This is a genomic window from Citrobacter sp. wls706, from assembly GCF_005281305.1.
GTDB lineage: Bacteria > Pseudomonadota > Gammaproteobacteria > Enterobacterales > Enterobacteriaceae > Citrobacter > Citrobacter werkmanii.
On sequence record NZ_SZXG01000037.1, the window covers coordinates 458,645 to 480,610 of the forward strand.

Annotated in this window: 20 protein-coding genes; 11 read left to right on the forward strand and 9 right to left on the reverse strand. The window is 53.2% G+C overall.

The window, feature by feature from the left end; all coding sequences use genetic code 11:
- Positions 1–22: 22 nt before the first annotated feature.
- Genes fepC through fepD form a run of 3 tightly spaced genes read right to left on the reverse strand, consistent with a single transcriptional unit; the run spans position 23 to position 2,813 of the window.
- On the reverse strand, positions 23–820 hold the full coding sequence (fepC, locus tag FDW92_RS18695; RefSeq protein WP_042309879.1) for an iron-enterobactin ABC transporter ATP-binding protein: 798 nt from the start codon (positions 818–820) through the stop codon (positions 23–25).
- On the reverse strand, positions 817–1,809 hold the full coding sequence (gene fepG / locus FDW92_RS18700; protein ID WP_042309877.1) for an iron-enterobactin ABC transporter permease: 993 nt from the start codon (positions 1,807–1,809) through the stop codon (positions 817–819). The genes fepC and fepG overlap by 4 nt, the downstream gene beginning before the upstream one ends.
- Positions 1,806–2,813 carry a Fe(3+)-siderophore ABC transporter permease gene (gene fepD, locus FDW92_RS18705; protein ID WP_042309875.1) on the reverse strand — a complete coding sequence of 336 codons (1,008 nt, stop codon included), beginning with the start codon at positions 2,811–2,813 and terminating at the stop codon, positions 1,806–1,808. Before fepD ends, fepG begins: the two co-directional genes overlap by 4 nt.
- A 109-nt stretch (positions 2,814–2,922) precedes the next feature.
- On the opposite strand from fepD, the gene entS reads away from it, so the two are divergent.
- Positions 2,923–4,158 (forward strand): enterobactin transporter EntS, encoded by a 1,236-nt coding sequence (gene entS, locus FDW92_RS18710; protein ID WP_042309873.1) that lies wholly within the window; start codon positions 2,923–2,925, stop codon positions 4,156–4,158.
- Between the two features lie 61 nt (positions 4,159–4,219).
- On the opposite strand, the gene fepB is transcribed toward entS, so the two are convergent.
- A complete protein-coding gene (gene fepB, locus FDW92_RS18715; protein WP_042309871.1) occupies positions 4,220–5,176 on the reverse strand; it encodes a Fe2+-enterobactin ABC transporter substrate-binding protein in 957 nt (318 codons plus the stop codon).
- Positions 5,177–5,363: 187 nt separating this feature from the next.
- Between fepB and entC the strand changes: the two genes are divergently transcribed.
- The 7 genes from entC to FDW92_RS18750 all read left to right on the forward strand — a co-directional run bounded on the left by entC (position 5,364) and on the right by FDW92_RS18750 (position 12,752).
- Positions 5,364–6,539 (forward strand): isochorismate synthase EntC, encoded by a 1,176-nt coding sequence (gene entC / locus FDW92_RS18720; protein ID WP_042309868.1) that lies wholly within the window; start codon positions 5,364–5,366, stop codon positions 6,537–6,539.
- 9 nt (positions 6,540–6,548) lie between these two features.
- A complete protein-coding gene (entE, locus tag FDW92_RS18725) occupies positions 6,549–8,159 on the forward strand; it encodes a (2,3-dihydroxybenzoyl)adenylate synthase EntE (protein ID WP_137400685.1) in 1,611 nt (536 codons plus the stop codon).
- Between the two features lie 13 nt (positions 8,160–8,172).
- Complete coding sequence (locus FDW92_RS18730) at positions 8,173–9,030, forward strand: isochorismatase (protein ID WP_042309864.1); 858 nt, start codon at positions 8,173–8,175, stop codon at positions 9,028–9,030.
- A complete protein-coding gene (gene entA, locus FDW92_RS18735; RefSeq protein ID WP_042309862.1) occupies positions 9,030–9,785 on the forward strand; it encodes a 2,3-dihydro-2,3-dihydroxybenzoate dehydrogenase EntA in 756 nt (251 codons plus the stop codon). The genes FDW92_RS18730 and entA overlap by 1 nt, the downstream gene beginning before the upstream one ends.
- A gap of 2 nt (positions 9,786–9,787) precedes the next feature.
- Positions 9,788–10,201 carry a proofreading thioesterase EntH gene (entH, locus tag FDW92_RS18740; RefSeq protein ID WP_042310169.1) on the forward strand — a complete coding sequence of 138 codons (414 nt, stop codon included), beginning with the start codon at positions 9,788–9,790 and terminating at the stop codon, positions 10,199–10,201.
- A 184-nt stretch (positions 10,202–10,385) separates the two neighbouring features.
- On the forward strand, positions 10,386–12,491 hold the full coding sequence (gene cstA / locus FDW92_RS18745) for a pyruvate/proton symporter CstA (protein ID WP_006685575.1): 2,106 nt from the start codon (positions 10,386–10,388) through the stop codon (positions 12,489–12,491).
- Between the two features lie 63 nt (positions 12,492–12,554).
- A complete protein-coding gene (locus FDW92_RS18750; RefSeq protein WP_003022064.1) occupies positions 12,555–12,752 on the forward strand; it encodes a YbdD/YjiX family protein in 198 nt (65 codons plus the stop codon).
- 127 nt (positions 12,753–12,879) lie between these two features.
- Here the strand turns inward: FDW92_RS18750 and FDW92_RS18755 are convergent, their stop codons facing one another.
- The gene (locus tag FDW92_RS18755) at positions 12,880–13,968 is read right to left on the reverse strand and encodes an oxidoreductase (protein WP_042309859.1); all 1,089 of its coding nucleotides are present in this window, start codon (positions 13,966–13,968) and stop codon (positions 12,880–12,882) included.
- Positions 13,969–14,100: 132 nt separating this feature from the next.
- Here FDW92_RS18755 and FDW92_RS18760 point away from each other — a divergent pair, with 132 nt between their 5' ends.
- Positions 14,101–15,261 carry a pyridoxal phosphate-dependent aminotransferase gene (locus FDW92_RS18760; RefSeq protein ID WP_042309858.1) on the forward strand — a complete coding sequence of 387 codons (1,161 nt, stop codon included), beginning with the start codon at positions 14,101–14,103 and terminating at the stop codon, positions 15,259–15,261.
- Here the strand turns inward: FDW92_RS18760 and FDW92_RS18765 are convergent, their stop codons facing one another.
- The 4 genes from FDW92_RS18765 to dsbG form a co-directional block, all read right to left on the reverse strand.
- Positions 15,262–15,879 carry a ParB/RepB/Spo0J family partition protein gene (locus tag FDW92_RS18765; RefSeq protein ID WP_042309856.1) on the reverse strand — a complete coding sequence of 206 codons (618 nt, stop codon included), beginning with the start codon at positions 15,877–15,879 and terminating at the stop codon, positions 15,262–15,264.
- Positions 15,864–17,087: a phosphoadenosine phosphosulfate reductase gene (locus FDW92_RS18770; protein ID WP_042309854.1), complete on the reverse strand. Its 1,224-nt coding sequence runs from the start codon at positions 17,085–17,087 to the stop codon at positions 15,864–15,866. Before FDW92_RS18770 ends, FDW92_RS18765 begins: the two co-directional genes overlap by 16 nt.
- Before the next feature lie 162 nt (positions 17,088–17,249).
- Complete coding sequence (locus FDW92_RS18775; RefSeq protein ID WP_042309852.1) at positions 17,250–18,146, reverse strand: LysR family transcriptional regulator; 897 nt, start codon at positions 18,144–18,146, stop codon at positions 17,250–17,252.
- 205 nt (positions 18,147–18,351) lie between these two features.
- A complete protein-coding gene (gene dsbG, locus FDW92_RS18780; RefSeq protein ID WP_042309850.1) occupies positions 18,352–19,098 on the reverse strand; it encodes a thiol:disulfide interchange protein DsbG in 747 nt (248 codons plus the stop codon).
- A gap of 366 nt (positions 19,099–19,464) precedes the next feature.
- On the opposite strand from dsbG, the gene ahpC reads away from it, so the two are divergent.
- Positions 19,465–20,028, forward strand: coding sequence for an alkyl hydroperoxide reductase subunit C (gene ahpC, locus FDW92_RS18785; RefSeq protein WP_004859485.1), 564 nt, complete (start codon positions 19,465–19,467; stop codon positions 20,026–20,028).
- 239 nt (positions 20,029–20,267) lie between these two features.
- Complete coding sequence (gene ahpF, locus FDW92_RS18790; RefSeq protein WP_042309848.1) at positions 20,268–21,833, forward strand: alkyl hydroperoxide reductase subunit F; 1,566 nt, start codon at positions 20,268–20,270, stop codon at positions 21,831–21,833.
- The last annotated feature ends 133 nt before the right edge of the window (positions 21,834–21,966 follow it).

Sequence of the window (21,966 nt, forward strand, 5' to 3'; positions counted from 1 at the left end):
AGTCGCCATACGTTAAATCTCGCTATTTGTTGCGCCCTAGTGGCACCACTAACGGCGTGCCGGCAACTGGATCGTCGATAATCATACAGCGTAATCCATAGATTTTTTCGATAAGCTCCGCAGTAACAATCTCCTTCGGTGCCCCCTCGGCAATAATTTTTCCGTCACGAAGCGCAATCAGATGCGTGGCGTAGCGACAGGCCTGATTGAGGTCGTGCAGAACGGCAGCCAGCGTGTAACCCTTCTCCCGGTTGAGTTCACTGAGCAGCTCCAGCAGATCAATCTGATGGCTGATATCCAGCCAGGTGGTGGGTTCATCGAGCAACATAATCGATGTTTCCTGCGCCAGTACCATTGCAATCCATGCGCGCTGACGTTGCCCGCCGGAAAGAGTATCTACACTTTGCGCCGCCAGATGCGTGATCCCTGTGGCCTGCATCGCTGTGTTTACCGCGATTTCATCTTCTTGCCGCCAGCGGGTAAACAGCGGCTGATGTGGGTAACGCCCGCGAGCAACCAGCTCCTGTACGGTAATATCGCCCGGCGTGGTGGCGTTTTGCGCCAGCAAACCTATTCTGCGAGCGACCTCTTTGCTGGCATAGTGCTGAATATGCTCACCGTCGAGCCAAACCTTGCCGTGTGCGGGTGCCATCAGACGACTCAGTGTACGTAGTAGCGTTGATTTCCCGCAGCCGTTTGGCCCAATGATCGCAGTAAAGTGACCGTCGGGAATCGACACATTGAGGTTTTCCGCTACGGTAAACTTGCCATAACCCAGTGTTAACTGGTCGCCGCGCAAACGGGCAACTGATTCGATCATTTTTTGCGGGACTCCTGAATTAACAAGACGATAAGATAAACACCGCCGAGGCTTACGGTGACAACGCCCACCGGAAGCTGATAAGGCATAAACAGCTGTTGGGCGCATAAATCCGCCATCAGCAGCAGCAATGCGCCGCACAGCGCTGACAGGGTTAATCCCCAGCGGGATGTGCCGCTAAGTCGACGCGCAATATGCGGGGCGACGAGAGCAATAAAGGAAATTGGACCTGCCAGCGCGGTGGCGGCGGCGGTCAGTACCACGGCGACCAGCATCATCATCAGACGCGAACGCTCAACGCTGACGCCAAGCGCACAGGCGCTGTCATCACCCATTTCCAGTAAACGCATCCGGCGCACCAGCAGTGTGGCGCACACCAGCATCACAATAATCAGCGGGGCAGAAGGCCAGGTCTTGGCCCAGGTCAGGCCATTGAGCGATCCGGCGTTCCACAGTCCGGCTGTTAACGCGGTTTCTAATGATGCTTTCAGTAGCAGCCAGGTGTTGAACGCCACCAGCATAGCGCGTATGCCAATACCAATAATAATTAGCCGGAAGGTGTCGATACCATTACGCCAGGCGAGCGCCCAGACTACCAGTGAAGTCAGGATCCCACCCAGCATAGCCGCCAGTGCGATAGCGGTGAGATGCTGGCCGAACAGCACCATTGCCACCAGTACACCGCTCCAGGCACCGGTATTGAAACCCATCACATCCGGGCTGCCCAACGGGTTGCGCATCAGCGACTGAAATATTGCGCCGCTCACGCCCAGTGCCGCGCCAATCAATAGCGCCATGAGCACGCGTGGCAAACGCCATTCGGTTACCACCAGCGTAATACTGCGCGGCGCATCGCCGAACAGAGCGGCAATAATTTGCTGAGTTTCCAGCGTAACGACCCCGCTACGCAGGCTCCACAATCCAACGACGAGACAACCTACAACCAGCAGCATGCTGCTGATGATCAGGCGACGTGAGCGATGCATCATGCGCCACCCCCGCGCGATTTACGGCGTACCAAAAAGATAAGCACCGGCGCGCCGATAAACGCGCTGACCACCGAAACACGCAGCTCACCGGGGACAATCACACGACCGATAATATCGGCAATTAACAGTAGAGAGGGGGTTGCCAGCAGAGTGACGGGCAATGACCAGCGGTGATCGGCGCCTACCAGCCAGCGCGCCATATGCGGCATCATCAGGCCGATAAAGGCGATAGGACCAACAATCGCGGTCGCGCTGCCGCACAGGACAGTGATCGCCAGCAGGCCGATAAACTGCGTACGAGCGACTTTACTGCCAAGCGCGGTTGCGGTGTCACTGCCGAGACTCAGGCTATTCAGGGCACGGCTGAGGAACAATGCGACAGCCGCGGCAATCAGTACCGGCAACAGTACTACCTTCAGCGTCTGCAGGCTGCGGATATCCAGGGAACCGGCCTGCCAGAAACGCAACTGATCGTAGACGTCCGGGTTGAGTAGGGCGATGCCGGTGGATAGCCCCTCGAGCACTGCACCCAGCGCAACGCCCGCCAGCGTCAGTCGTACCGGGCTGAGTTGCCCACCGCCCTGGCTACCGGTAAACGCCACAATCAGCGAGGCGGCCAGCGCCCCGGCAAAAGCCATCAGCAATTGTTCCTGTGGCGAAGAGAAACCGAACAGCGACGCGCCCAGCACGATGGCGAAGCTGGCGCCAGAGTTAACGCCAAGGATCCCCGGATCGGCGAGCGGGTTACGCGTGAGCGTTTGCATTAATGCGCCCGCCAGACCCAACGCGCCGCCGGCGAGCAGTCCTGCCAGCGTGCGTGGCAGTCGCGCGTCCAGCACGATGGTGCAATCCGCGCTTTGGCAACTGCCGGAGAGTGCGTCCAGCACCACGGAGGCAGGTAGCGATTTTGCGCCAATAACCAGACTTAATACCGTGGTGAGAACAAGTAATAACAATAGTCCGGGCACGGCGAAGGCGCGTGTCGCGGAAACAGAGCATGACATATCAACTTCCCTGATAATGATAGTAATTATCGTTATCGATCTTATTTGGATATGTTAGCATGTGCAGCCATCGAATGGATATTGAAAAAGTACCTGGTAAGGCTCTGTAATGAATCGACAATCCTGGCTGCTTAATCTCAGCCTGTTAAAGACCCACCCTGCATTTCGCGCCGTCTTCCTCGCTCGTTTTATTTCCATTGTCTCTTTGGGGCTGCTCGGTGTGGCGGTTCCGGTACAGATCCAGATGATGACCCAATCGACCTGGCAAGTCGGTTTGTCGGTGACGTTGACCGGCAGCGCGATGTTTATTGGCCTGATGGTTGGCGGCGTACTGGCCGACCGCTATGAGCGTAAAAAAGTGATCCTGTTGGCGCGTGGAACCTGTGGCATCGGCTTTATTGGTTTGTGTCTGAATGCGCTGCTGCCCGAACCGTCGTTACTGGCGATTTATCTGCTTGGTTTATGGGACGGTTTCTTTGCCTCGCTGGGCGTGACAGCTTTGCTGGCAGCAACGCCGGCGTTGGTCGGGCGGGAAAACCTGATGCAGGCCGGGGCGATTACCATGCTGACGGTGCGTTTGGGTTCGGTCATTTCGCCGATGCTTGGCGGAGTGCTGCTGGCGACCGGCGGCGTGGCCTGGAACTACGGGCTGGCGGCGGCAGGCACGTTCATAACCTTACTGCCTCTATTGAGCCTTCCCGCGTTACCTCCACCGCCGCAGCCGCGCGAGCATCCGCTGAAATCGCTGCTGGCAGCATTTCGCTTTTTGCTCGCCAGTCCGCTGATTGGCGGCATTGCGTTGCTCGGGGGCTTGTTGACCATGGCGAGCGCCGTGCGCGTGCTGTATCCGGCGCTGGCGATTAACTGGCAGATGTCGAGCGCGCAAATAGGTTTGCTGTATGCGGCTATTCCTCTTGGCGCGGCGGTGGGGGCATTGACCAGCGGACAGCTAGCGCACAGCGTTCGTCCGGGACTGATCATGCTGGGTTCTACCGTGGCTTCGTTCCTGGCTATCGGCCTGTTTGGCTTGATGCCGGTCTGGGAGCTTGGGGTAGTCTGCCTGGCGCTGTTCGGTTGGTTAAGTGCGGTTAGTTCTTTGTTGCAGTACACCCTGTTACAGACGCAAACGCCAGAAGCGATGCTCGGGCGAATTAACGGTTTGTGGACGGCGCAGAACGTCACCGGGGATGCGATTGGCGCGGCGCTGTTAGGCGGTTTGGGGGCGATGATGACGCCCGTCGCCTCGGCAAGCGTGAGTGGATTTGGGCTGGTGATTGTTGGTCTGCTACTGCTGCTGTTGCTGGGGGAACTACGTCGATTCCGGCAAATGCCAGTGAATGCCTGATGGCGTTATGCTTTACGGTTTGCAGGCCGGATAGGGCGTTAGCCGCATCCGGCGCTGGCTTTTAAAAGAGAGCCGACAGACGTTGCAACAGCTGCGTCGCGCTGTAGTAGTCGAGACGGAAGGTTTCCGTGCCCAGGGCGTAAACACGTTTATTTTGCACGGCTGGCAGATGCGCCAGAAGCGGATTGGCATAAATGGCGTCGGCATCTTTGCTGTCGCCAGCAAACAGGAACAGCGCTTCGCCGTTCAGGCCTGCCGCCAGATTTTCACCGCCAAGCTGGATGATATCGTGGCGTTTGCCCTGACTCTGGCTGGTGTGCAAACCAGCAGGCAACGGGGCCAGCGTGAAACCTAACTGTTCCATCAGCTTGCCCTGCGCCGACTCAGGCGTCCAAAGATTGGCACTGTGCGCCGCGGCGGTATACACCAGCGCGCTGACCGGCTGTGGTGGCAGGGTGATACGTTGCTTAACCGCTTGCAGTTGCTTATCAAATTCGGCAATACGTGCCGCTGCCTGTTGTTCCTGACCGGTAATTTCACCCAGTTGCGTCAGCAGCGACTGCCAGCTTTTGTCGTCGTAGTTGATGATAAGTGTGGGTGCGATGGTGGAAAGCTGATCGTATAGCGCGAGGGCGGAGTCGCCGCCGGTAGCGCTGATTAGAATCAGATCCGGCATTTGTGCCGCTACGGCCTCAGCGCTCGGTTCGCCGATGTACAGACGGCTGAGTTTGCGTTCCCTGGCCACGTCGCTCCATTGACGTAAAAAGCCCTGCGCATCGCCAATGCGGTTGTTCGGCGTGGTGGCGCCGCTGGCGATGACAGGGGCATCAATCGCCAGCAGCGAGCCGGTGAGGGTTACGCTGGTGGAGACAATGCGCTGCGGCTTATGCTCCAGCGTATGCGTGCCACGGCTGTCGGTGATCTGACGCGGCCAGTCGGCGGCGTGACCTAAAGAAACTCCTGAAATAAACACACCAGTCAGTAAAAGCACGGTGCGACAAAAAGAGGGGAGACTCACGAATCAGCTTCCTGTTATCAGTATAGTTAATGCTTCTCATTTTCATTGTTAGCGAGCAAGGATGCAAGCCAAAGTCGCACATTGTGCTGCCACAAGAGTTGACATACAGCCGCTTTGCTTTTAGGTTAGCGACCGAAAATATAAATGATAATCATTATTAGAGCCTTTATCATTTTTGGAGGATGATATGGATATGTCACTGGCCGAGGAAAAAACGCAGACTATGCCGACGCTCGCTCCCGACAGTTTTTTCTTTATGTCGCCGTATCGTAGTTTTACGACGTCAGGATGCTTCACCCGCTATGCGGAACCGGCAATTGATGGCGATTCGCCAGACAGCCCTTTCCAACACAAAATGCACGCACTGTTTGCTGATGCCAAATCGCAGGGCATCGCGAACCCCATCATGGTAGGGGCGATTCCTTTCGATACCCGCCAGCCATCATCGCTGTTTATTCCCCAATCGTGGCAGAGCTTCTCTCGCACGGCAAAGCAGCAATCATCACGTTACTTTAACCGGCATCAGTCATTAAACGTGGTTGAGCGTAAATCGATTCCGGAACAGGACTTTTTTGAAGAGATGGTTGCCCGGGCGGCGGCGCTGACGGCAACCCCGGAAGTCGACAAAGTGGTGTTGTCACGCCTGATCGATATCACCACCGATGCCAATATTGACAGTGGGGCGTTACTTGAACGCCTGGTGGCGCAAAATCCGGCGAGTTACAACTTCCATGTCCCTATTGAAGACGGTGGCGTATTGATTGGCGCCAGCCCGGAACTGCTGTTACGCAAAGAGGGCGATCGTTTCAGTTCTCTGCCGCTGGCCGGTTCGGCGCGTCGTCAGCCTGATGATGTGCTGGATCGCGAAGCAGGGATCCGCCTGCTGGCATCTGAGAAGGACCGCCATGAGCACGATCTGGTGACGCAGGCGATGAAAACGGTATTGCGCGATCGCAGCAGTGAACTGCAACTGCCTTCCTCTCCGCAACTGGTTACTACGCCGACGCTCTGGCATCTCGGTACGCCGTTTGAAGGTAAAGCCAACGCAGAGGAAAACGCGCTGACGTTGGCGTGCCTGTTGCATCCGACGCCTGCGCTGAGCGGTTTCCCGCATCAGGTTGCGCGCAAGCTGATCGCCGAGCTGGAGCCGTTCGATCGCGAACTGTTCGGCGGCATTGTCGGCTGGTGTGATGCCGAAGGCAACGGCGAATGGGTGGTGACGATCCGCTGCGCGAAGCTGCTGCGTAATCAGGTTCGTTTCTTTGCTGGCGCCGGAATTGTGCCTGCGTCTTCTCCGGTTGCGGAATGGCGTGAAACGGGAGCCAAGCTTTCCACCATGCTGAATGTTTTTGGACTGCATTAAGGAGTCATGATGAGTATTCCTTTCACCCGTTGGCCGGAGGAGTTTGCCCGCCGCTATCGTGAAAAAGGTTACTGGCAGGATTTGCCGCTGACCGACATTCTGACCCGTCATGCCGACAGCGACCATACGGCGATTATTGATGGTGAACGCCATTTGAGCTATCGCCAGCTGAATCAGGCCGCTGACAATCTTGCCTGCAGCCTGCGTCGTCAGGGAATCAAACCCGGCGAAACCGCATTGGTACAACTGGGCAATGTGGCTGAGCTGTACATCACCTTCTTTGCGTTACTCAAGCTGGGTGTCGCTCCGGTGCTGGCCCTGTTCAGCCATCAGCGTAACGAACTCAACGCCTATGCCAAACAGATTGAACCGGCGCTGCTGATTGCTGATCGCCAGCATGCGCTGTTTAGCGGGGAAGATTTTCTCAATGCCTTTGTGGCTGAACACAATTCAGTGCGCGTGGTGCAACTGCGCAATGATGAAGGCGAACATAACCTGCAAAAGGCGATAGACCAGCCTACGGCTGATTTTACCGCGACGCCATCGCCTGCTGATGAAGTGGCGTACTTCCAGCTTTCCGGCGGTACCACCGGCACGCCAAAGCTTATTCCTCGTACTCATAACGATTACTACTACAGCGTGCGACGCAGTAATGAGATCTGCCGCTTTACCGGGGAAACGCGCTATCTGTGCGCGATCCCGGCGGCGCATAACTACGCCATGAGTTCGCCTGGCGCGCTGGGCGTGTTCCTGGCTGGCGGCACGGTGGTTCTCGCGGCTGACCCGAGCGCAACCCTGTGTTTCCCACTGATTGAACAGCATCAGGTTAACGTCACGGCGCTGGTGCCGCCGGCGGTGAGTCTGTGGCTGCAGGCGATTGCGGAGTGGGGGAGTAATGCGCAATTGGCTTCGCTGACGCTGCTGCAAGTTGGTGGGGCACGCCTTTCTGCCTCGCTTGCGGCGCGTATTCCAGCGGAGATTGGCTGCCAGTTGCAGCAGGTCTTTGGCATGGCGGAAGGGCTGGTGAACTACACCCGTCTGGACGACAGCCCTGAGCGCATCATCAACACCCAGGGCCGTCCGATGTGTCCGGATGATGAAGTCTGGGTTGCAGACGCTGACGGCAACCCCTTAGCCCAGGGAGAGACCGGACGTCTGATGACGCGTGGTCCGTACACTTTCCGCGGTTATTTCAAAAGCCCGGAGCACAACGCCAGCGCTTTTGACGCCAACGGTTTTTACTGCTCCGGCGATCTGATCGCTATCGATCAGGATGGCTATATCACCGTACAAGGACGTGAAAAGGATCAAATCAACCGGGGTGGCGAGAAGATCGCAGCAGAAGAAATTGAAAATCTGCTGTTACGCCACCCATTGGTGATCCATGCGGCCCTGGTCAGTATGGATGACGAACTGATGGGCGAGAAAAGCTGTGCCTGGCTGGTGGTGAAAGAGCCGCTGCGCGCGGTGCAGGTGCGCCGTTTCCTGCGCGACCAGGGCGTGGCGGAATTCAAATTACCTGACCGCGTGGAGTGCGTTGAGTCACTCCCGCTGACCCCGGTCGGTAAAGTGGATAAAAAACAATTACGTCAGTGGCTGGCATCACGTTCACTGGCCTGAAGGAGAAATAGAAATGGCAATTCCTAAACTGCAGGCTTATGCGCTACCAACGGCGCTCGATGTTCCGGTGAACAAAGTCGACTGGGCATTTGACCCTGAACGCGCTGCGCTGCTGATCCACGACATGCAGGATTATTTTATCGGCTTTTGGGGCGATAACTGCCCGATGATGGAGCAGGTCATCGCGAACATCGCCGCGCTGCGCCAGTACTGCAAAGAGCATAACATTCCGGTGTATTACACCGCTCAGCCGAAAGAACAGAGTGATGAAGATCGCGCTCTGCTGAATGATATGTGGGGACCGGGCCTGACGCGTTCCCCGGAACAACAAAAGATCGTTGAGGCGCTGGCGCCGGATGAAGCGGATACTATTCTGGTGAAATGGCGTTATAGCGCATTTCATCGCTCTCCGCTGGAGCAGATGCTCAAGGAAACCGGACGTAATCAACTGATTATTACCGGTGTGTATGCTCATATTGGCTGCATGACCACTGCGACGGACGCTTTTATGCGCGATATCAAGCCGTTTATGGTCGCCGATGCGCTGGCGGATTTTAGTCGCGATGAACACCTGATGTCGCTGAAATACGTGGCGGGACGCTCCGGTCGGGTGGTAATGACCCAGGAGCTTTTGCCGACGCCGGTTCCGGCGAGTAAAGAGGCGCTGCGTAGCATCATTTTGCCGCTGCTTGATGAGTCCGAGGAGCCAATGGATGACGAAAACCTGATCGACTACGGGCTGGATTCCGTGCGCATGATGGCGCTGGCGGCACGCTGGCGTAAAGTTCATGGCGATATTGATTTCGTGATGCTGGCGAAAAATCCGACCATAGACGCCTGGTGGAAGCTGCTCTCCCGCGAGGTGAACTGATGGCCGGATTTGAGTTTGCAGGGAAAACCGTCTGGGTAACCGGCGCGGGAAAAGGCATTGGTTACACTACGGCACTGGCATTTGTGAAAGCAGGCGCGCAGGTGACTGGCTTTGATCGCGAATTTCCTCAGGATAACTATCCGTTTGCGACCGAAGTGCTGGATGTGGCCGATGCCGGGCAGGTGGCTGAGGTGTGCCAGCGCGTCCTTAAAGCGTGCGAGCGGCTGGATGTGTTGGTCAATGCCGCCGGTATTCTGCGCATGGGGGCCACTGACGCTCTGAGCGTTGAAGAGTGGCAGCAGACGTTTGCCGTTAACGTTGGCGGCGCGTTCAATCTGTTTCAGCAGACGATGGCGCAGTTTCGTCGTCAGCAGGGCGGGGCGATCGTGACCGTGGCGTCGGATGCGGCGCACACGCCGCGTATCGGCATGAGCGCTTATGGAGCGTCAAAAGCTGCGCTAAAAAGCCTGGCGCTCGCCGTCGGGCTGGAACTGGCGGGCAGCGGTGTGCGCTGTAATGTGGTTTCGCCAGGCTCGACCGATACTGACATGCAGCGCACGTTATGGGTCAGTGATGACGCGGAACAGCAGCGTATTCGCGGGTTTGGCGAGCAGTTTAAGCTTGGTATCCCGTTGGGGAAAATCGCCCGTCCACAGGAGATCGCCAACACCATTTTATTCCTCGCCTCCGACCTTGCCAGCCACATTACGCTACAGGATATCGTGGTGGATGGCGGCTCAACGCTGGGAGCATGATGATGATCTGGAAACGCCATCTCACGCTGGACGAATTAAATGCCACCAGCCGCAACACCATGGTCGCGCACTTAGGCATCCTTTATACCCGGCTGGGCGATGATGTGCTGGAGGCCGAAATGCCGGTTGATACCCGCACGCATCAGCCGTTTGGTTTGCTGCACGGCGGCGCGTCGGCGGCACTGGCCGAAACGTTGGGTTCAATGGCGGGTTATCTGATGACCCGCGACGGGCAGTGTGTGGTCGGTACAGAACTGAACGCCACGCACCATCGGGCGGTTTCACAGGGCAAAGTGCGCGGTGTTTGCCAGCCACTGCATCTTGGACGGCAGAACCAAAGCTGGGAAATCGTTATCTTTGATGAGCAAGGACGGCGCTGTTGTACCTGCCGATTAGGTACTGCGGTGATGGGGTGAAGTCGCCCGGCAAAGTAAAATGAAATTGCAGGGTTAACAGGTAAATGAAGTGATCTAGTTAACACTGCAATGTAAAAATTCAGTGATACTTCGGGTTTGCATGGTTGTCATGTTGTTAAATTCAGAAAAGATGTTATAGAAACAAAATGTAACATCTCTCTGACCTGGACAACGGATAATCAATATGAATAAATCAGGGAAGTACCTCGTCTGGACAGTGCTCTCCGTTATGGGAGCATTTGCCCTCGGCTATATCGCATTAAACCGTGGTGAACAGATCAACGCGTTGTGGATAGTCGTGGCGTCGGTCTGTGTCTACCTTATCGCTTACCGTTTCTATGGCCTGTACATTGCGAAAAATGTGCTGGCGCTGGACCCAACGCGTATGACGCCAGCCGTGCGCCATAACGACGGTCTGGATTATGTTCCTACCGATAAAAAAGTGCTGTTCGGTCACCATTTTGCGGCGATTGCCGGGGCGGGTCCGTTAGTCGGACCGGTGCTGGCGGCACAAATGGGTTATTTGCCGGGGATGATCTGGCTGCTTGCCGGGGTGGTACTTGCGGGGGCAGTGCAGGACTTCATGGTACTGTTTGTTTCTACCCGTCGCGATGGTCGTTCCCTTGGCGAACTGGTGAAAGAAGAAATGGGCCCAACGGCGGGCGTTATTGCGCTGGTAGCCTGTTTTATGATCATGGTGATTATCCTCGCGGTACTGGCGATGATCGTCGTGAAAGCGCTGACCCACAGCCCGTGGGGAACCTACACCGTCGCGTTTACCATTCCGCTGGCGATCTTTATGGGGATCTACCTGCGTTATTTGCGTCCGGGCCGCATTGGCGAAGTGTCGGTCATCGGTCTGGTATTCCTGGTGTTTGCCATTATTTCCGGCGGTTGGGTGGCCGAAAGTCCGACCTGGGCACCGTATTTTGACTTTACCGGCGTACAACTGACGTGGATGCTGGTGGGTTACGGCTTTGTCGCTGCCGTGCTGCCAGTATGGCTGTTGCTGGCCCCGCGTGATTATCTCTCTACCTTCCTGAAGATCGGCACCATTGTTGGTCTGGCGGTGGGTATTCTGATCATGCGTCCGACGCTGACCATGCCTGCGCTGACCAAGTTTGTTGACGGTACTGGCCCGGTCTGGACCGGTAACCTGTTCCCGTTCCTGTTTATTACCATTGCCTGTGGTGCGGTATCTGGCTTCCACGCGCTGATCTCTTCCGGTACCACGCCGAAGATGCTGGCGAACGAAGGGCAGGCCTGTTTTATCGGCTATGGCGGAATGTTAATGGAATCCTTTGTCGCCATTATGGCGCTGGTTTCCGCGTGCATCATCGATCCGGGCGTGTACTTCGCGATGAACAGCCCGATGGCGGTGTTGGCTCCGGCGGGTACGGCGGATGTCGTTGCTTCTGCGGCGCAGGTGGTCAGCAGTTGGGGCTTTGCTATTACCCCAGACACCTTGCATCAAATCGCCAATGAAGTCGGCGAACAATCCATCATTTCCCGCGCAGGCGGTGCGCCGACGCTGGCCGTTGGGATGGCGTATATTCTGCATGGTGCGCTGGGCGGCATGATGGATGTGGCGTTCTGGTATCACTTCGCCATTCTATTTGAAGCCCTGTTTATTCTGACGGCGGTTGACGCCGGTACACGCGCCGCACGCTTTATGCTGCAGGATCTGTTGGGCGTGGTATCACCGAGCCTGAAACGTACCGATTCACTGCCTGCGAACCTGCTGGCTACAGCGCTGTGCGTACTGGCCTGGGGTTACTTCTTACACCAGGGCGTGGTGGATCCGCTGGGCGGTATCAACACCCTGTGGCCGCTGTTTGGTATCGCCAACCAGATGCTGGCCGGTATGGCATTGATGCTCTGTGCGGTGGTGCTGTTCAAGATGAAACGTCAGCGCTACGCATGGGTAGCGCTGGTGCCAACGGCCTGGCTGCTGATTTGTACTCTGACTGCGGGCTGGCAGAAAGCGTTTAGCCCGGATGCGAAAATTGGCTTCCTGGCTATCGCCAACAAGTTCCAGGCGATGATCGACAGCGGTAATATTCCGGCGCAGTACACCCAGTCGCAACTGACGCAACTGGTGTTTAACAACCGTCTGGATGCGGGTCTTACCATCTTCTTCATGGTGGTCGTCGTGGTGCTGGGTCTGTTCTCGATTAAAACTGCGCTGGCAGCACTGAAAGAGGACAAACCGACGTCGAAAGAAACGCCGTACGAACCGATGCCGGAGAATGTCGAAGAGATCGTGGCGCAGGCTAAAGGCGCGCACTAATATTCTCTTCACCAACAAGCCCTTTCCTGAGCGGGGAGGGCATTTGTACGCCAGGGAATCACTATGTTTGAAACACTCGCTAAAGCCGGGAAGTATTTAGGGCAAACCGCCCGCTTGATGATCGGTGTGCCGGATTATGACAACTATGTTGAGCATATGCGCGTCACGCATCCGGATCAGACGCCAATGACCTACGAAGAGTTTTTCCGCGAGCGGCAGGATGCGCGCTATGGGGGGAAAGGCGGCGCGAAGTGCTGTTAATTTTTTGCCGGATGCGCTGACGCTTATCCGGCCTACAACTCCTCGAATTATTGTGAGCATTTGCCGTTATAATTAGTCGTCGTTGACCTGATAAGGCGAAGCCGTCATCAGGCAACCTGTACGATAGTCACACCGTCAACGATTCTACTTTCTCAAATGCTGCGCGCAGGGTATCTGGCGTTAACGTTACCGGCAGCGCATGAATAGATTCCACCGGGCGCAGGGTATGCGCAATCACCTTATCGATCTCAGCGCGATTTGCGATATCCACGTCTAACTGGGCCAGCCTGGTGGGGAGATTGAACCGCTGATAAGCGGTGACAAGTTGCGCCAGAACATCATCTTGCCCAAGTAATGCGCTCTGCACCAGAATGCCATACGCCACTTTGGTGCCATGGAGAAACTTCTCCGTTTGCGGGAGGACGGTCAGACCGTTATGGACCGAATGTGCCGCCGCCACACGGGTGTAGCGCTCGCCCAGACCACCAACCATGCCGCCGCCGGCTATAATCGCATCCACCACGTCGCAAAACGCCTGGGTTAGTTCACCACGCTGCTTATCTGCCAGTGCCTGCTCGCTGCTTTCCAGCAGGACGTCGCGGATGGCCAGCGCGCCGTTGATGCCCAGACGTACGGTCAAAGGTAACGTTTCTGGCTGGGGAGCCAGCACCACTGCCTCATACCATTTCGCCAGCGTATCGCCAATACCGGCCAGTAAATACTCTTCAGGCGCGTTGAGTATGATTCGTGGCTCAACCAGCACCAAAAAATTGGCATCGTCGAATATTTCGAAATGCAGCGCCTGACCGGCATCGTTGTACCAGACGGAAAGCGGCGTCCAGGCCGCGCAGGTGGCGGCAATGGTCGGGATCGCCACGAAAGGTAAATCAAGACGGCGAGCCAGCGCTTTAGCCGTATCGAGCAGTGTACCGCCGCCCACGCCAATCACGATGCTGCGATCATCTCCCGATTCTTTTGCCAGTTGAGCAACATCGGTTTCGCTGCAATGTCCCGTAAACAGTAGGCGCTTAGCCTCGGCAAGATGAAAAGCCTCTGGCAGATAAGGGCGGGCCGCATCGATGGCGCGCTCACCGTAAACCCAGACAGCGCGTGAGAGTTGGTCGGTTGTGAAAAAATCGTTGAGTCTCGACAAACTGCCGGGATGGGAAAAATAGTTGGCCGGGCCGGTGACGACGCGAATCTCGGTATTACTCATGTTGTGTTGTCCTTTTGGCTGTCCTGTCCTGGCAGGTTATATTTATATAGACGTCTGAACGTCTTGATTGCCAAATACTAGCATCGTGCTATAGTGGCTTCAACAACAACATCACTCGCTGGGATAACAATAATGAGTAATAACCCGCTGATTGTGCAAAGTAAACTGCCTAATCTGGGCACCACAATCTTCACGCAGATGAGCGCGCTGGCGCAGCAGCATCAGGCCATTAACCTCTCGCAGGGATTTCCTGATTTTGACGGTCCACACTTCTTGCAGGAACGTCTGGCATATCATGTTGCGCATGGCGCTAACCAGTATGCGCCGATGACGGGCGTGCAGCCGCTGCGCGAAGCCATTGCCGATAAAACAGCGGAGTTGTACGGCTATAAGCCCGACGCGACAAGTGAGATCAGCGTCACGGCTGGGGCCACAGAAGCATTGTATGCAGCTATTACGGCGCTGGTGCGGCCTGGTGATGAAGTGATCTGTTTTGATCCGAGCTACGACAGCTATGCGCCTGCGGTGGCGTTATCCGGCGGCGTGGTGAAACGTATTGCGCTGCAACCGCCGTTATTTCGTGTGGACTGGCAGGAATTTGCCACGTTACTCAGCGAGCGTACCCGGTTAGTGATCCTCAATACACCGCATAACCCATCTGCGACCGTCTGGCAGCGCACTGATTTTGATGCGTTATGGCAGGCGATTAAAGAGCGTGAGATTTTTGTTATCAGCGACGAAGTTTATGAGCATATCTGCTTTGCCGCTCATGGACATGCGAGCGTGCTGGCTCATCCGCAGCTACGGGAACGCGCTGTTGCCGTTTCATCATTCGGTAAAACGTATCATATGACCGGCTGGAAAGTTGGCTATTGCGTTGCACCCGCCGCCATTAGCGCCGAGCTACGCAAAATCCATCAGTACCTGACGTTCTCAGTCAACACGCCGGCTCAGCTGGCGCTGGCGGATATGCTGCGGGAGGACCCAATACACTACCGCGAGCTGCCCACGTTTTATCAGAAAAAGCGTGATGTACTGGTGAATGCGTTACGCGACAGTCGACTGGAAATTCTGCCGTGTGAGGGGACGTACTTTCTGCTGGTCGATTACAGTGCGGTCTCAACGCTTAATGACGTTGAGTTTTGTCAGTGGTTAACTAAAGAAGTGGGCGTTGCGGCGATACCGCTGTCGGTGTTCTGCGCCGATCCTTTCCCGCATAAGCTGATCCGCCTATGTTTTGCCAAGCAAGAATCGACGCTGTTAGCAGCCGCAGAGCGTCTGGTTTCGCTGTAATTATTTCACTGTCCAGGCTTTGGAAAACCGACGGTCGGCAAATAATTCCTGCAGGCCGTTGATTTGTTTCAGTCGCAATACTTCGTCGTTATCCATGCCGAGTTCTTTAGCGATTTTTTCTTCACTCCAGCCCAGTTGCGATAATTCACGTACGATTTCCGACATGGCGTGGATTTGGTGGCGTCCGCGAGCGCGGTTGTGGCGGATTGTCGCCGCCATACGCTCATGACGATTGCGTTGCAGGCAGGTGACGGGCAGATAGCCTTTTAAGCGCGGTTTTAGCGATGCTTTATTTTTACCTAATTCATGGCGATGAAAACCGTCTACTATCTCATATTCTTCCCTGAATGATTCAACGACGACAATCGGCTGCGTGAAGCCATCCGCTTCAATAGATTTCAGCAGCAATTTTTTCTCTGGCGGAGCAACATTGTTCGGGTTGTAGTCGTTGGGATAAATATGGTCGCTTTTAACCCATAGCACGCAGTCTACCGGCTCTTCACGAAAAGGGCTGACGCTATGGATAGCTTTCCGGAATTCATTGATCGCTTCAATACGCTCTTCTTCAGACAGCGCAGAAAGAAAGTCCGTGAGTTCCTGAGTTAGTCGTTGCTGCATAAGATCCCCCATTCCTGGCGTTTGGTTTTCATTCGTTCAGTGTATCGCTGGTAGTTTTTCGTTTTTGTGGGACTGAACGAAAGTGCTCGACACCAGTAATCATTATTCAGGAGTACTTTGCAGATCCTTCTCCATGAGGGGATATCCCTGGAACCAATATCACTTTCCTGACTTTCCGGGATATTGTCCATACCTTTTTTCTTATACCACTGTATATAGACGGCGATTTTGTTGCGGTAATGCTCTGCGGTCTGTTCTGGCATGCTATTCAATAGCAGCATGGCGTACTCTTGCCAGCTTAAATGTTCAGGCTTGAGTATTTTCCTATGGCCATAAAAATGGTTGTCATGACCGGCGTAAATACCTCCGCTTTTAACACCGCTGACGCGGGCGCACATAGCCGCCCATCGCTGAGGCTCAATAACATGGTACAGCCACAGCCCCTGGCGTTGTTCAGGTCCAAAGGGTTCGCATATACGCATATATCTTGTCGGGACCCCGGCCTGGTACATCAGATTATACAGGGGGTTACACGGCAATTTTGACTGTGCAAACCATGTCCAGATATCGGCTGTTTTCCAGTCATATAGCGGGTAAATATACCAGGTGTGTCCACCAGGCGCAGCAGTCGTCCACGGCTTGTCATCGGCAAAACGTTGCTTGCGCGAATTAGCTATGGCCACAAAGCGATTATAGGACTCGTCCGCGCGAATGCCGACCATCATCGCGGCTGGTCGTTTATCTGAATACCAATCAGCGAACTCGCGAACAAATTGTTCAAACGTCATGCCGGGCTGGTAAAAAGAGAAATAATCAGGATCGGTTATGGCATCTTCCGGAGGCTGGCGAACCCACGGCGTTCCCGGTTCCCAACACTGCCATTCAGGTTGATATTGTGAAAGTGAGTTTTGTGTGGTCAGAGGTAACGCGACCCAATAAAAGCGTTCGATGACATCGGAATAACGTTCGCGAAGTGCCTGTACATAGTCGATAGTGCAGGAAAACTGGGCTTCCCAGTCGATAAATAACACGTCGAATTTTTTACCCGTCTGGCGGGCGCTTATGGCTGTCAGATGTAACATCAACCCTGAATCTTTCCCTCCAGAGAAAGAAACGCAAATACGTGGCAGAGCCTCAAGCGTCCAGGCAATACGTTCCTGCGCGGCTTCGAGAACGTTTTGATTCAGTGGTATTTTATAAACAGACATATCAAGTCCATATCCAGATTTTATTATTTACAGATATAATAAATGCTTGCAATAAGATATGCCAATTTCTCAAAGATGCAATGTTTTAATGTATTCATGATTTAAATGACTGTTTGTTAAGTTATACATATAACAGATTTGTCATGAAGGCTTTTTTTAATTTTATGGGCTAATCCTTTTAATATAATCAGCAAAAGACTGGTTGTTAAGCGAGGAACGATTGTACATTAAAAAAAGTTTAACCGGTGGTAATTTAAAATTAATGCTGATTTCTTTCAGGTTAAGTGCAGCGGCATTTTGCTCATAAATGATTGTAGGAATGATGCCAATAAGATCTGTGCTGGCAATAATATTAGTAATGGAAGTCAGTGAGTCACTGCTAAAACCAATTTTACGTTCTGGAAAAAGATCATTCGTTACAAACTGTTGCTCGTGGATACCGGGTTGCGTTGTGCTAAGCAATGTAAATTGCTCCCGCATGATTTCTTCGAGCGTGCTATGTGCAGACATTCTTGGATGACTACCACTGCATACCAAAGTGCATTCAATCTTTTTAAATAAGTTACATACAATAGAGCGGTTATGCACGGGAACCGTAGTTATCACCATATCTGCCTTCCGATACGCTAGTATATTCTCTGCGGTTTCTGCTGACATTAATATATCGTGGTGTTCAACTTCGATATCTGGATTTTTTCTTAGGGCATTGATTAATTCCGTTACCCCCAGTGTGGTGGTGATTTGCGGACTGTAGATAATGAATTTTTTTTTCAGACTGGAGTCATGCATAATATTAATGGTTTGCTCCAGCATATTCAGATTTTGCTCAAGATGATGATGAAGATTGACCCCCGTCACCGTAGGCGTAATGCCTTTACCGGATCGAATAAACAGGGGGTCGTTAAACTGTGTGCGTAGTCGTTGTAATGACTGGCTAACCGCTGATGGCGTGATATACAATGTTTCGGCAGCTTTGCTTATACTTAAATGTTGGTATATACATTCAAAAATGACCAGTAGATTCAGGTCAAATTTTTTGAGGTCATAGAGATTAGCCATCGTTATCTTCCTGTAAAGTTCTGTCAGGTGTAATTTGCATTAAGAATGTTATAAGTAAAATTATTCTATGAGTTTATGTTTGAATACTTAAAGTATGATGTACTGAAGCTAAAATAGCACAACAAGATTATTTTTTACGAGTAAAAAAATCAGTGATGATGAGTGATTGAGATGAGAACGATAACAATCACTCATTTTGTTACCTTTATTTATTTCCCATGATAATGTTTAATTTTTCCTTATCGGGTAACCCGACTTCCTGTTGTAACGTATTGTCTTTACTCATGTAGTAGATGGCTGGCGTCACGTTTGCGCCCAAATCATCCATCAACTTTTGGTTGATATTGAGTATCTTCATCTGCTCGGGCGGGAGAGAGGCCGGAATTTCCAGCTTCATTTTGCCGCCAGAAGCTTCATAGTCATGCCAGGTTTTGGCCGGATCTTTTGCCGACAAGATTGCGACAGCTGTTGCCGGGCTTTCGGGTTTGATTACGCCCACTAACAGCGTACGCAGCTGAACTTTACCGGAATCGACCCACGGACGCGCCTGCTGCCAAAACTGCTTGCAATAAGGGCAGAAGGGATCGGCGAACACGTAGACAATTACCGGAGCCTCTTTATTTCCATCCAGAATCCACGAGGCTTTTTCCATTCGCTGCCACATCTCGCGCCCTGCTGGGGCATAGATCTCTTTTTCTATCAGCGTATTACTAAGATTTTCTCCTTTTTCGTTATACATATAACCGGAGATGGCATGTTTGCCGTCAGGAGTGACATAAATGGTTACTCCCATATCCTGGTATTTACCAAGATAACCTTTCATTCCACCTGGCGCGTCGAAGGGCTTCACGATGGTAATACCCTGTTTCTCAATGGCTTTAACAGGGGGCGGTAGCTCTTCGGCATGGACAATAGCGGGAAGCAAGGATAAGAGTAAGGTACGTTTAAACATTGATTTTCCTTATAAAATCAGAAGGAAAGGGGACTGAATTGCAAAACCTATCACAGCCATAGGTAAGATCGACAGTCTGTCGATTGCCCTTTCTTTAGTTGGGTGATGTAATCCCAATCGCTGTTACGACCTTTGTTAAGGTAATGTAGAGCGCAACACATAGCCAGCTCTGCTGGTACTGACGTTACCTGCGGGTAGCTCGGGTAATGAGGCTCCCTGCATAGGGGGCCTTTTTTACTTTTGTCTTTTAGGTTCGATTGAGTAAGTTGTTAGTTAACGCTTATTGATTTGATAAAGGAAACGCATTAGCCCTTTGAAGAGATTTTCGTTAACTTATCTCTCAACGAAAACACGGAGGAAGTACAGATGTCTTTGATTAATACCAAAATTAAACCTTTCAAAAACCAGGCGTTCAAAAACGGTGAGTTCATCGAAGTAACCGAGAAAGATACCGAAGGTCGCTGGAGCGTCTTCTTCTTCTACCCGGCTGACTTCACCTTCGTTTGCCCGACCGAACTGGGCGACGTTGCAGACCATTATGAAGAACTGCAGAAACTGGGCGTAGACGTTTACTCTGTTTCTACCGATACCCACTTTACGCACAAAGCATGGCACAGCAGCTCTGACACCATCGCAAAAATCAAATATGCGATGATCGGCGACCCGACTGGCGCCCTGACCCGTAACTTCGACAACATGCGTGAAGATGAAGGTCTTGCTGACCGCGCAACCTTTGTTGTTGACCCGCAGGGTATCATCCAGGCAATCGAAGTTACCGCTGAAGGTATCGGTCGTGATGCTTCTGACCTGCTGCGCAAAATTAAAGCCGCACAGTATGTTGCATCCCACCCAGGCGAAGTTTGCCCGGCTAAATGGAAAGAAGGTGAAGCGACTCTGGCTCCATCTTTAGACCTGGTTGGTAAAATCTAAAATTCGCTACGCCTTTCGCGCTACAGGTGCGTTGGCTACGCTTAATCACCCCGGTCACTTACTTATGTAAGCTCCCGGGGATTCATAAGCTTGCCGCCTGCCTGTAACGCGAAATTCTTGCGAATTAATCCTTAAGCGGGTGCGTCGTGCCCGTTTTATTCCAACACCATGATGCAAACGTATTCAGACTGTCTGAACGAGGCCGCTTGCATGATGATGTTTTCAGAGAGGGAAGAAGAATGCTCGACACAAATATGAAAACCCAGCTCAGGGCTTACCTTGAGAAACTGACCAAACCTGTTGAGCTGATTGCTACGCTGGATGACAGCGCTAAATCGGCAGAAATCAAGGAACTGCTGACTGAAATTGCTGAACTGTCAGAGAAAGTCACCTTTAAAGAAGACAATACTCTGCCGGTACGTAAGCCATCGTTCCTGATTACTAATCCTGGCTCTCATCAGGGGCCGCGCTTTGCGGGTTCTCCGCTGGGCCATGAGTTTACCTCGCTGGTGCTCGCGCTGTTGTGGACGGGCGGTCATCCGTCAAAAGAGGCGCAGGCTTTGCTGGAGCAGATCCGCGATCTCGACGGCGATTTTGAGTTTGAAACCTATTATTCACTCTCCTGCCATAACTGTCCGGACGTGGTGCAGGCGCTGAACCTGATGTCGGTACTGAACCCACGCATCAAGCATACGGCGATTGATGGCGGTACTTTCCAGAACGAAATCACCGATCGCAACGTGATGGGCGTTCCGGCGGTATTTATGAACGGTAAAGAGTTCGGCCAGGGCCGCATGACGCTGACTGAGATCGTGGCGAAAGTGGATACCGGCGCAGAGAAACGTGCGGCTGAAGAGTTGAACACGCGTGATGCCTATGACGTACTGATTGTTGGTTCCGGTCCTGCGGGAGCTGCTGCTGCGGTGTACTCTGCACGTAAAGGTATCCGCACCGGTCTGATGGGCGAACGTTTTGGCGGTCAGGTCCTGGATACCGTTGATATTGAAAACTATATCTCGGTGCCAAAAACCGAAGGCCAGAAACTGGCGGGCGCGCTGAAAGCACACGTCGATGACTATGATGTTGATGTTATCGATAGCCAAAGCGCCAGCAAATTGATTCCTGCGGCGCAGGAAGGTGGTCTGCATCAGATTGAAACAGCATCCGGCGCGGTGCTGAAAGCGCGCAGCATTATCATCGCGACCGGCGCGAAGTGGCGCAACATGAACGTTCCGGGTGAAGATCAGTATCGCACTAAAGGCGTAACCTATTGCCCGCACTGTGATGGCCCGCTGTTTAAAGGCAAGCGTGTGGCGGTGATTGGCGGCGGTAACTCCGGTGTTGAAGCCGCTATCGACCTGGCGGGCATCGTTGAACATGTGACGCTGCTGGAGTTTGCTCCTGAAATGAAGGCCGATCAGGTACTGCAGAATAAACTACGCAGTCTGAAAAATGTCGACATCATTTTGAATGCGCAAACGACAGAAGTAAAAGGCGATGGCAGCAAAGTGACTGGTCTTGAGTATCGTGACCGCGTAAGCGGAGATATTCACAGTGTGGAGCTGGCAGGTATCTTTGTACAGATTGGTCTGCTGCCGAACACCAACTGGCTGGAAGGCGCAGTTGAACGCAACCGCATGGGTGAAATTATCATCGATGCGAAGTGCGAAACCAGCGTGAAAGGTGTTTTCGCTGCGGGTGACTGCACAACCGTACCGTATAAGCAGATCATCATCGCGACAGGCGAAGGCGCGAAAGCCTCGTTAAGCTCTTTTGATTATCTGATTCGCACAACAGTAGCATAAAAAAGTAAGACTCACCTGCATGCCAAAACCGCCAGTCATCCGCTGGCGGGTTTTTTTTTCTCGTTAAGCTCTTTTGATTATCTGATTCGCACAACAGTAGCATAAAAAAGTAAGACTCACCTGCATGCCAAAA

What these genes read in the sequence shown, in the direction of transcription:
- entH (WP_042310169.1), top strand. Translation starts at nt 9,788, where the DNA reads ATGATCTGGAAACGCCATCTCACGCTGGACGAATTAAATGCCACCAGC.
- dsbG (WP_042309850.1), bottom strand. Translation starts at nt 19,098, where the DNA reads ATGTTTAAACGTACCTTACTCTTATCCTTGCTTCCCGCTATTGTCCAT.
- entA (WP_042309862.1), top strand. Translation starts at nt 9,030, where the DNA reads ATGGCCGGATTTGAGTTTGCAGGGAAAACCGTCTGGGTAACCGGCGCG.
- fepG (WP_042309877.1), bottom strand. Translation starts at nt 1,809, where the DNA reads ATGATGCATCGCTCACGTCGCCTGATCATCAGCAGCATGCTGCTGGTT.
- cstA (WP_006685575.1), top strand. Translation starts at nt 10,386, where the DNA reads ATGAATAAATCAGGGAAGTACCTCGTCTGGACAGTGCTCTCCGTTATG.
- ahpC (WP_004859485.1), top strand. Translation starts at nt 19,465, where the DNA reads ATGTCTTTGATTAATACCAAAATTAAACCTTTCAAAAACCAGGCGTTC.
- entS (WP_042309873.1), top strand. Translation starts at nt 2,923, where the DNA reads ATGAATCGACAATCCTGGCTGCTTAATCTCAGCCTGTTAAAGACCCAC.
- FDW92_RS18760 (WP_042309858.1), top strand. Translation starts at nt 14,101, where the DNA reads ATGAGTAATAACCCGCTGATTGTGCAAAGTAAACTGCCTAATCTGGGC.
- FDW92_RS18730 (WP_042309864.1), top strand. Translation starts at nt 8,173, where the DNA reads ATGGCAATTCCTAAACTGCAGGCTTATGCGCTACCAACGGCGCTCGAT.
- FDW92_RS18775 (WP_042309852.1), bottom strand. Translation starts at nt 18,146, where the DNA reads ATGGCTAATCTCTATGACCTCAAAAAATTTGACCTGAATCTACTGGTC.
- fepC (WP_042309879.1), bottom strand. Translation starts at nt 820, where the DNA reads ATGATCGAATCAGTTGCCCGTTTGCGCGGCGACCAGTTAACACTGGGT.
- ahpF (WP_042309848.1), top strand. Translation starts at nt 20,268, where the DNA reads ATGCTCGACACAAATATGAAAACCCAGCTCAGGGCTTACCTTGAGAAA.
- FDW92_RS18765 (WP_042309856.1), bottom strand. Translation starts at nt 15,879, where the DNA reads ATGCAGCAACGACTAACTCAGGAACTCACGGACTTTCTTTCTGCGCTG.
- entE (WP_137400685.1), top strand. Translation starts at nt 6,549, where the DNA reads ATGAGTATTCCTTTCACCCGTTGGCCGGAGGAGTTTGCCCGCCGCTAT.
- FDW92_RS18770 (WP_042309854.1), bottom strand. Translation starts at nt 17,087, where the DNA reads ATGTCTGTTTATAAAATACCACTGAATCAAAACGTTCTCGAAGCCGCG.
- fepD (WP_042309875.1), bottom strand. Translation starts at nt 2,813, where the DNA reads ATGTCATGCTCTGTTTCCGCGACACGCGCCTTCGCCGTGCCCGGACTA.
- FDW92_RS18750 (WP_003022064.1), top strand. Translation starts at nt 12,555, where the DNA reads ATGTTTGAAACACTCGCTAAAGCCGGGAAGTATTTAGGGCAAACCGCC.
- entC (WP_042309868.1), top strand. Translation starts at nt 5,364, where the DNA reads ATGGATATGTCACTGGCCGAGGAAAAAACGCAGACTATGCCGACGCTC.
- FDW92_RS18755 (WP_042309859.1), bottom strand. Translation starts at nt 13,968, where the DNA reads ATGAGTAATACCGAGATTCGCGTCGTCACCGGCCCGGCCAACTATTTT.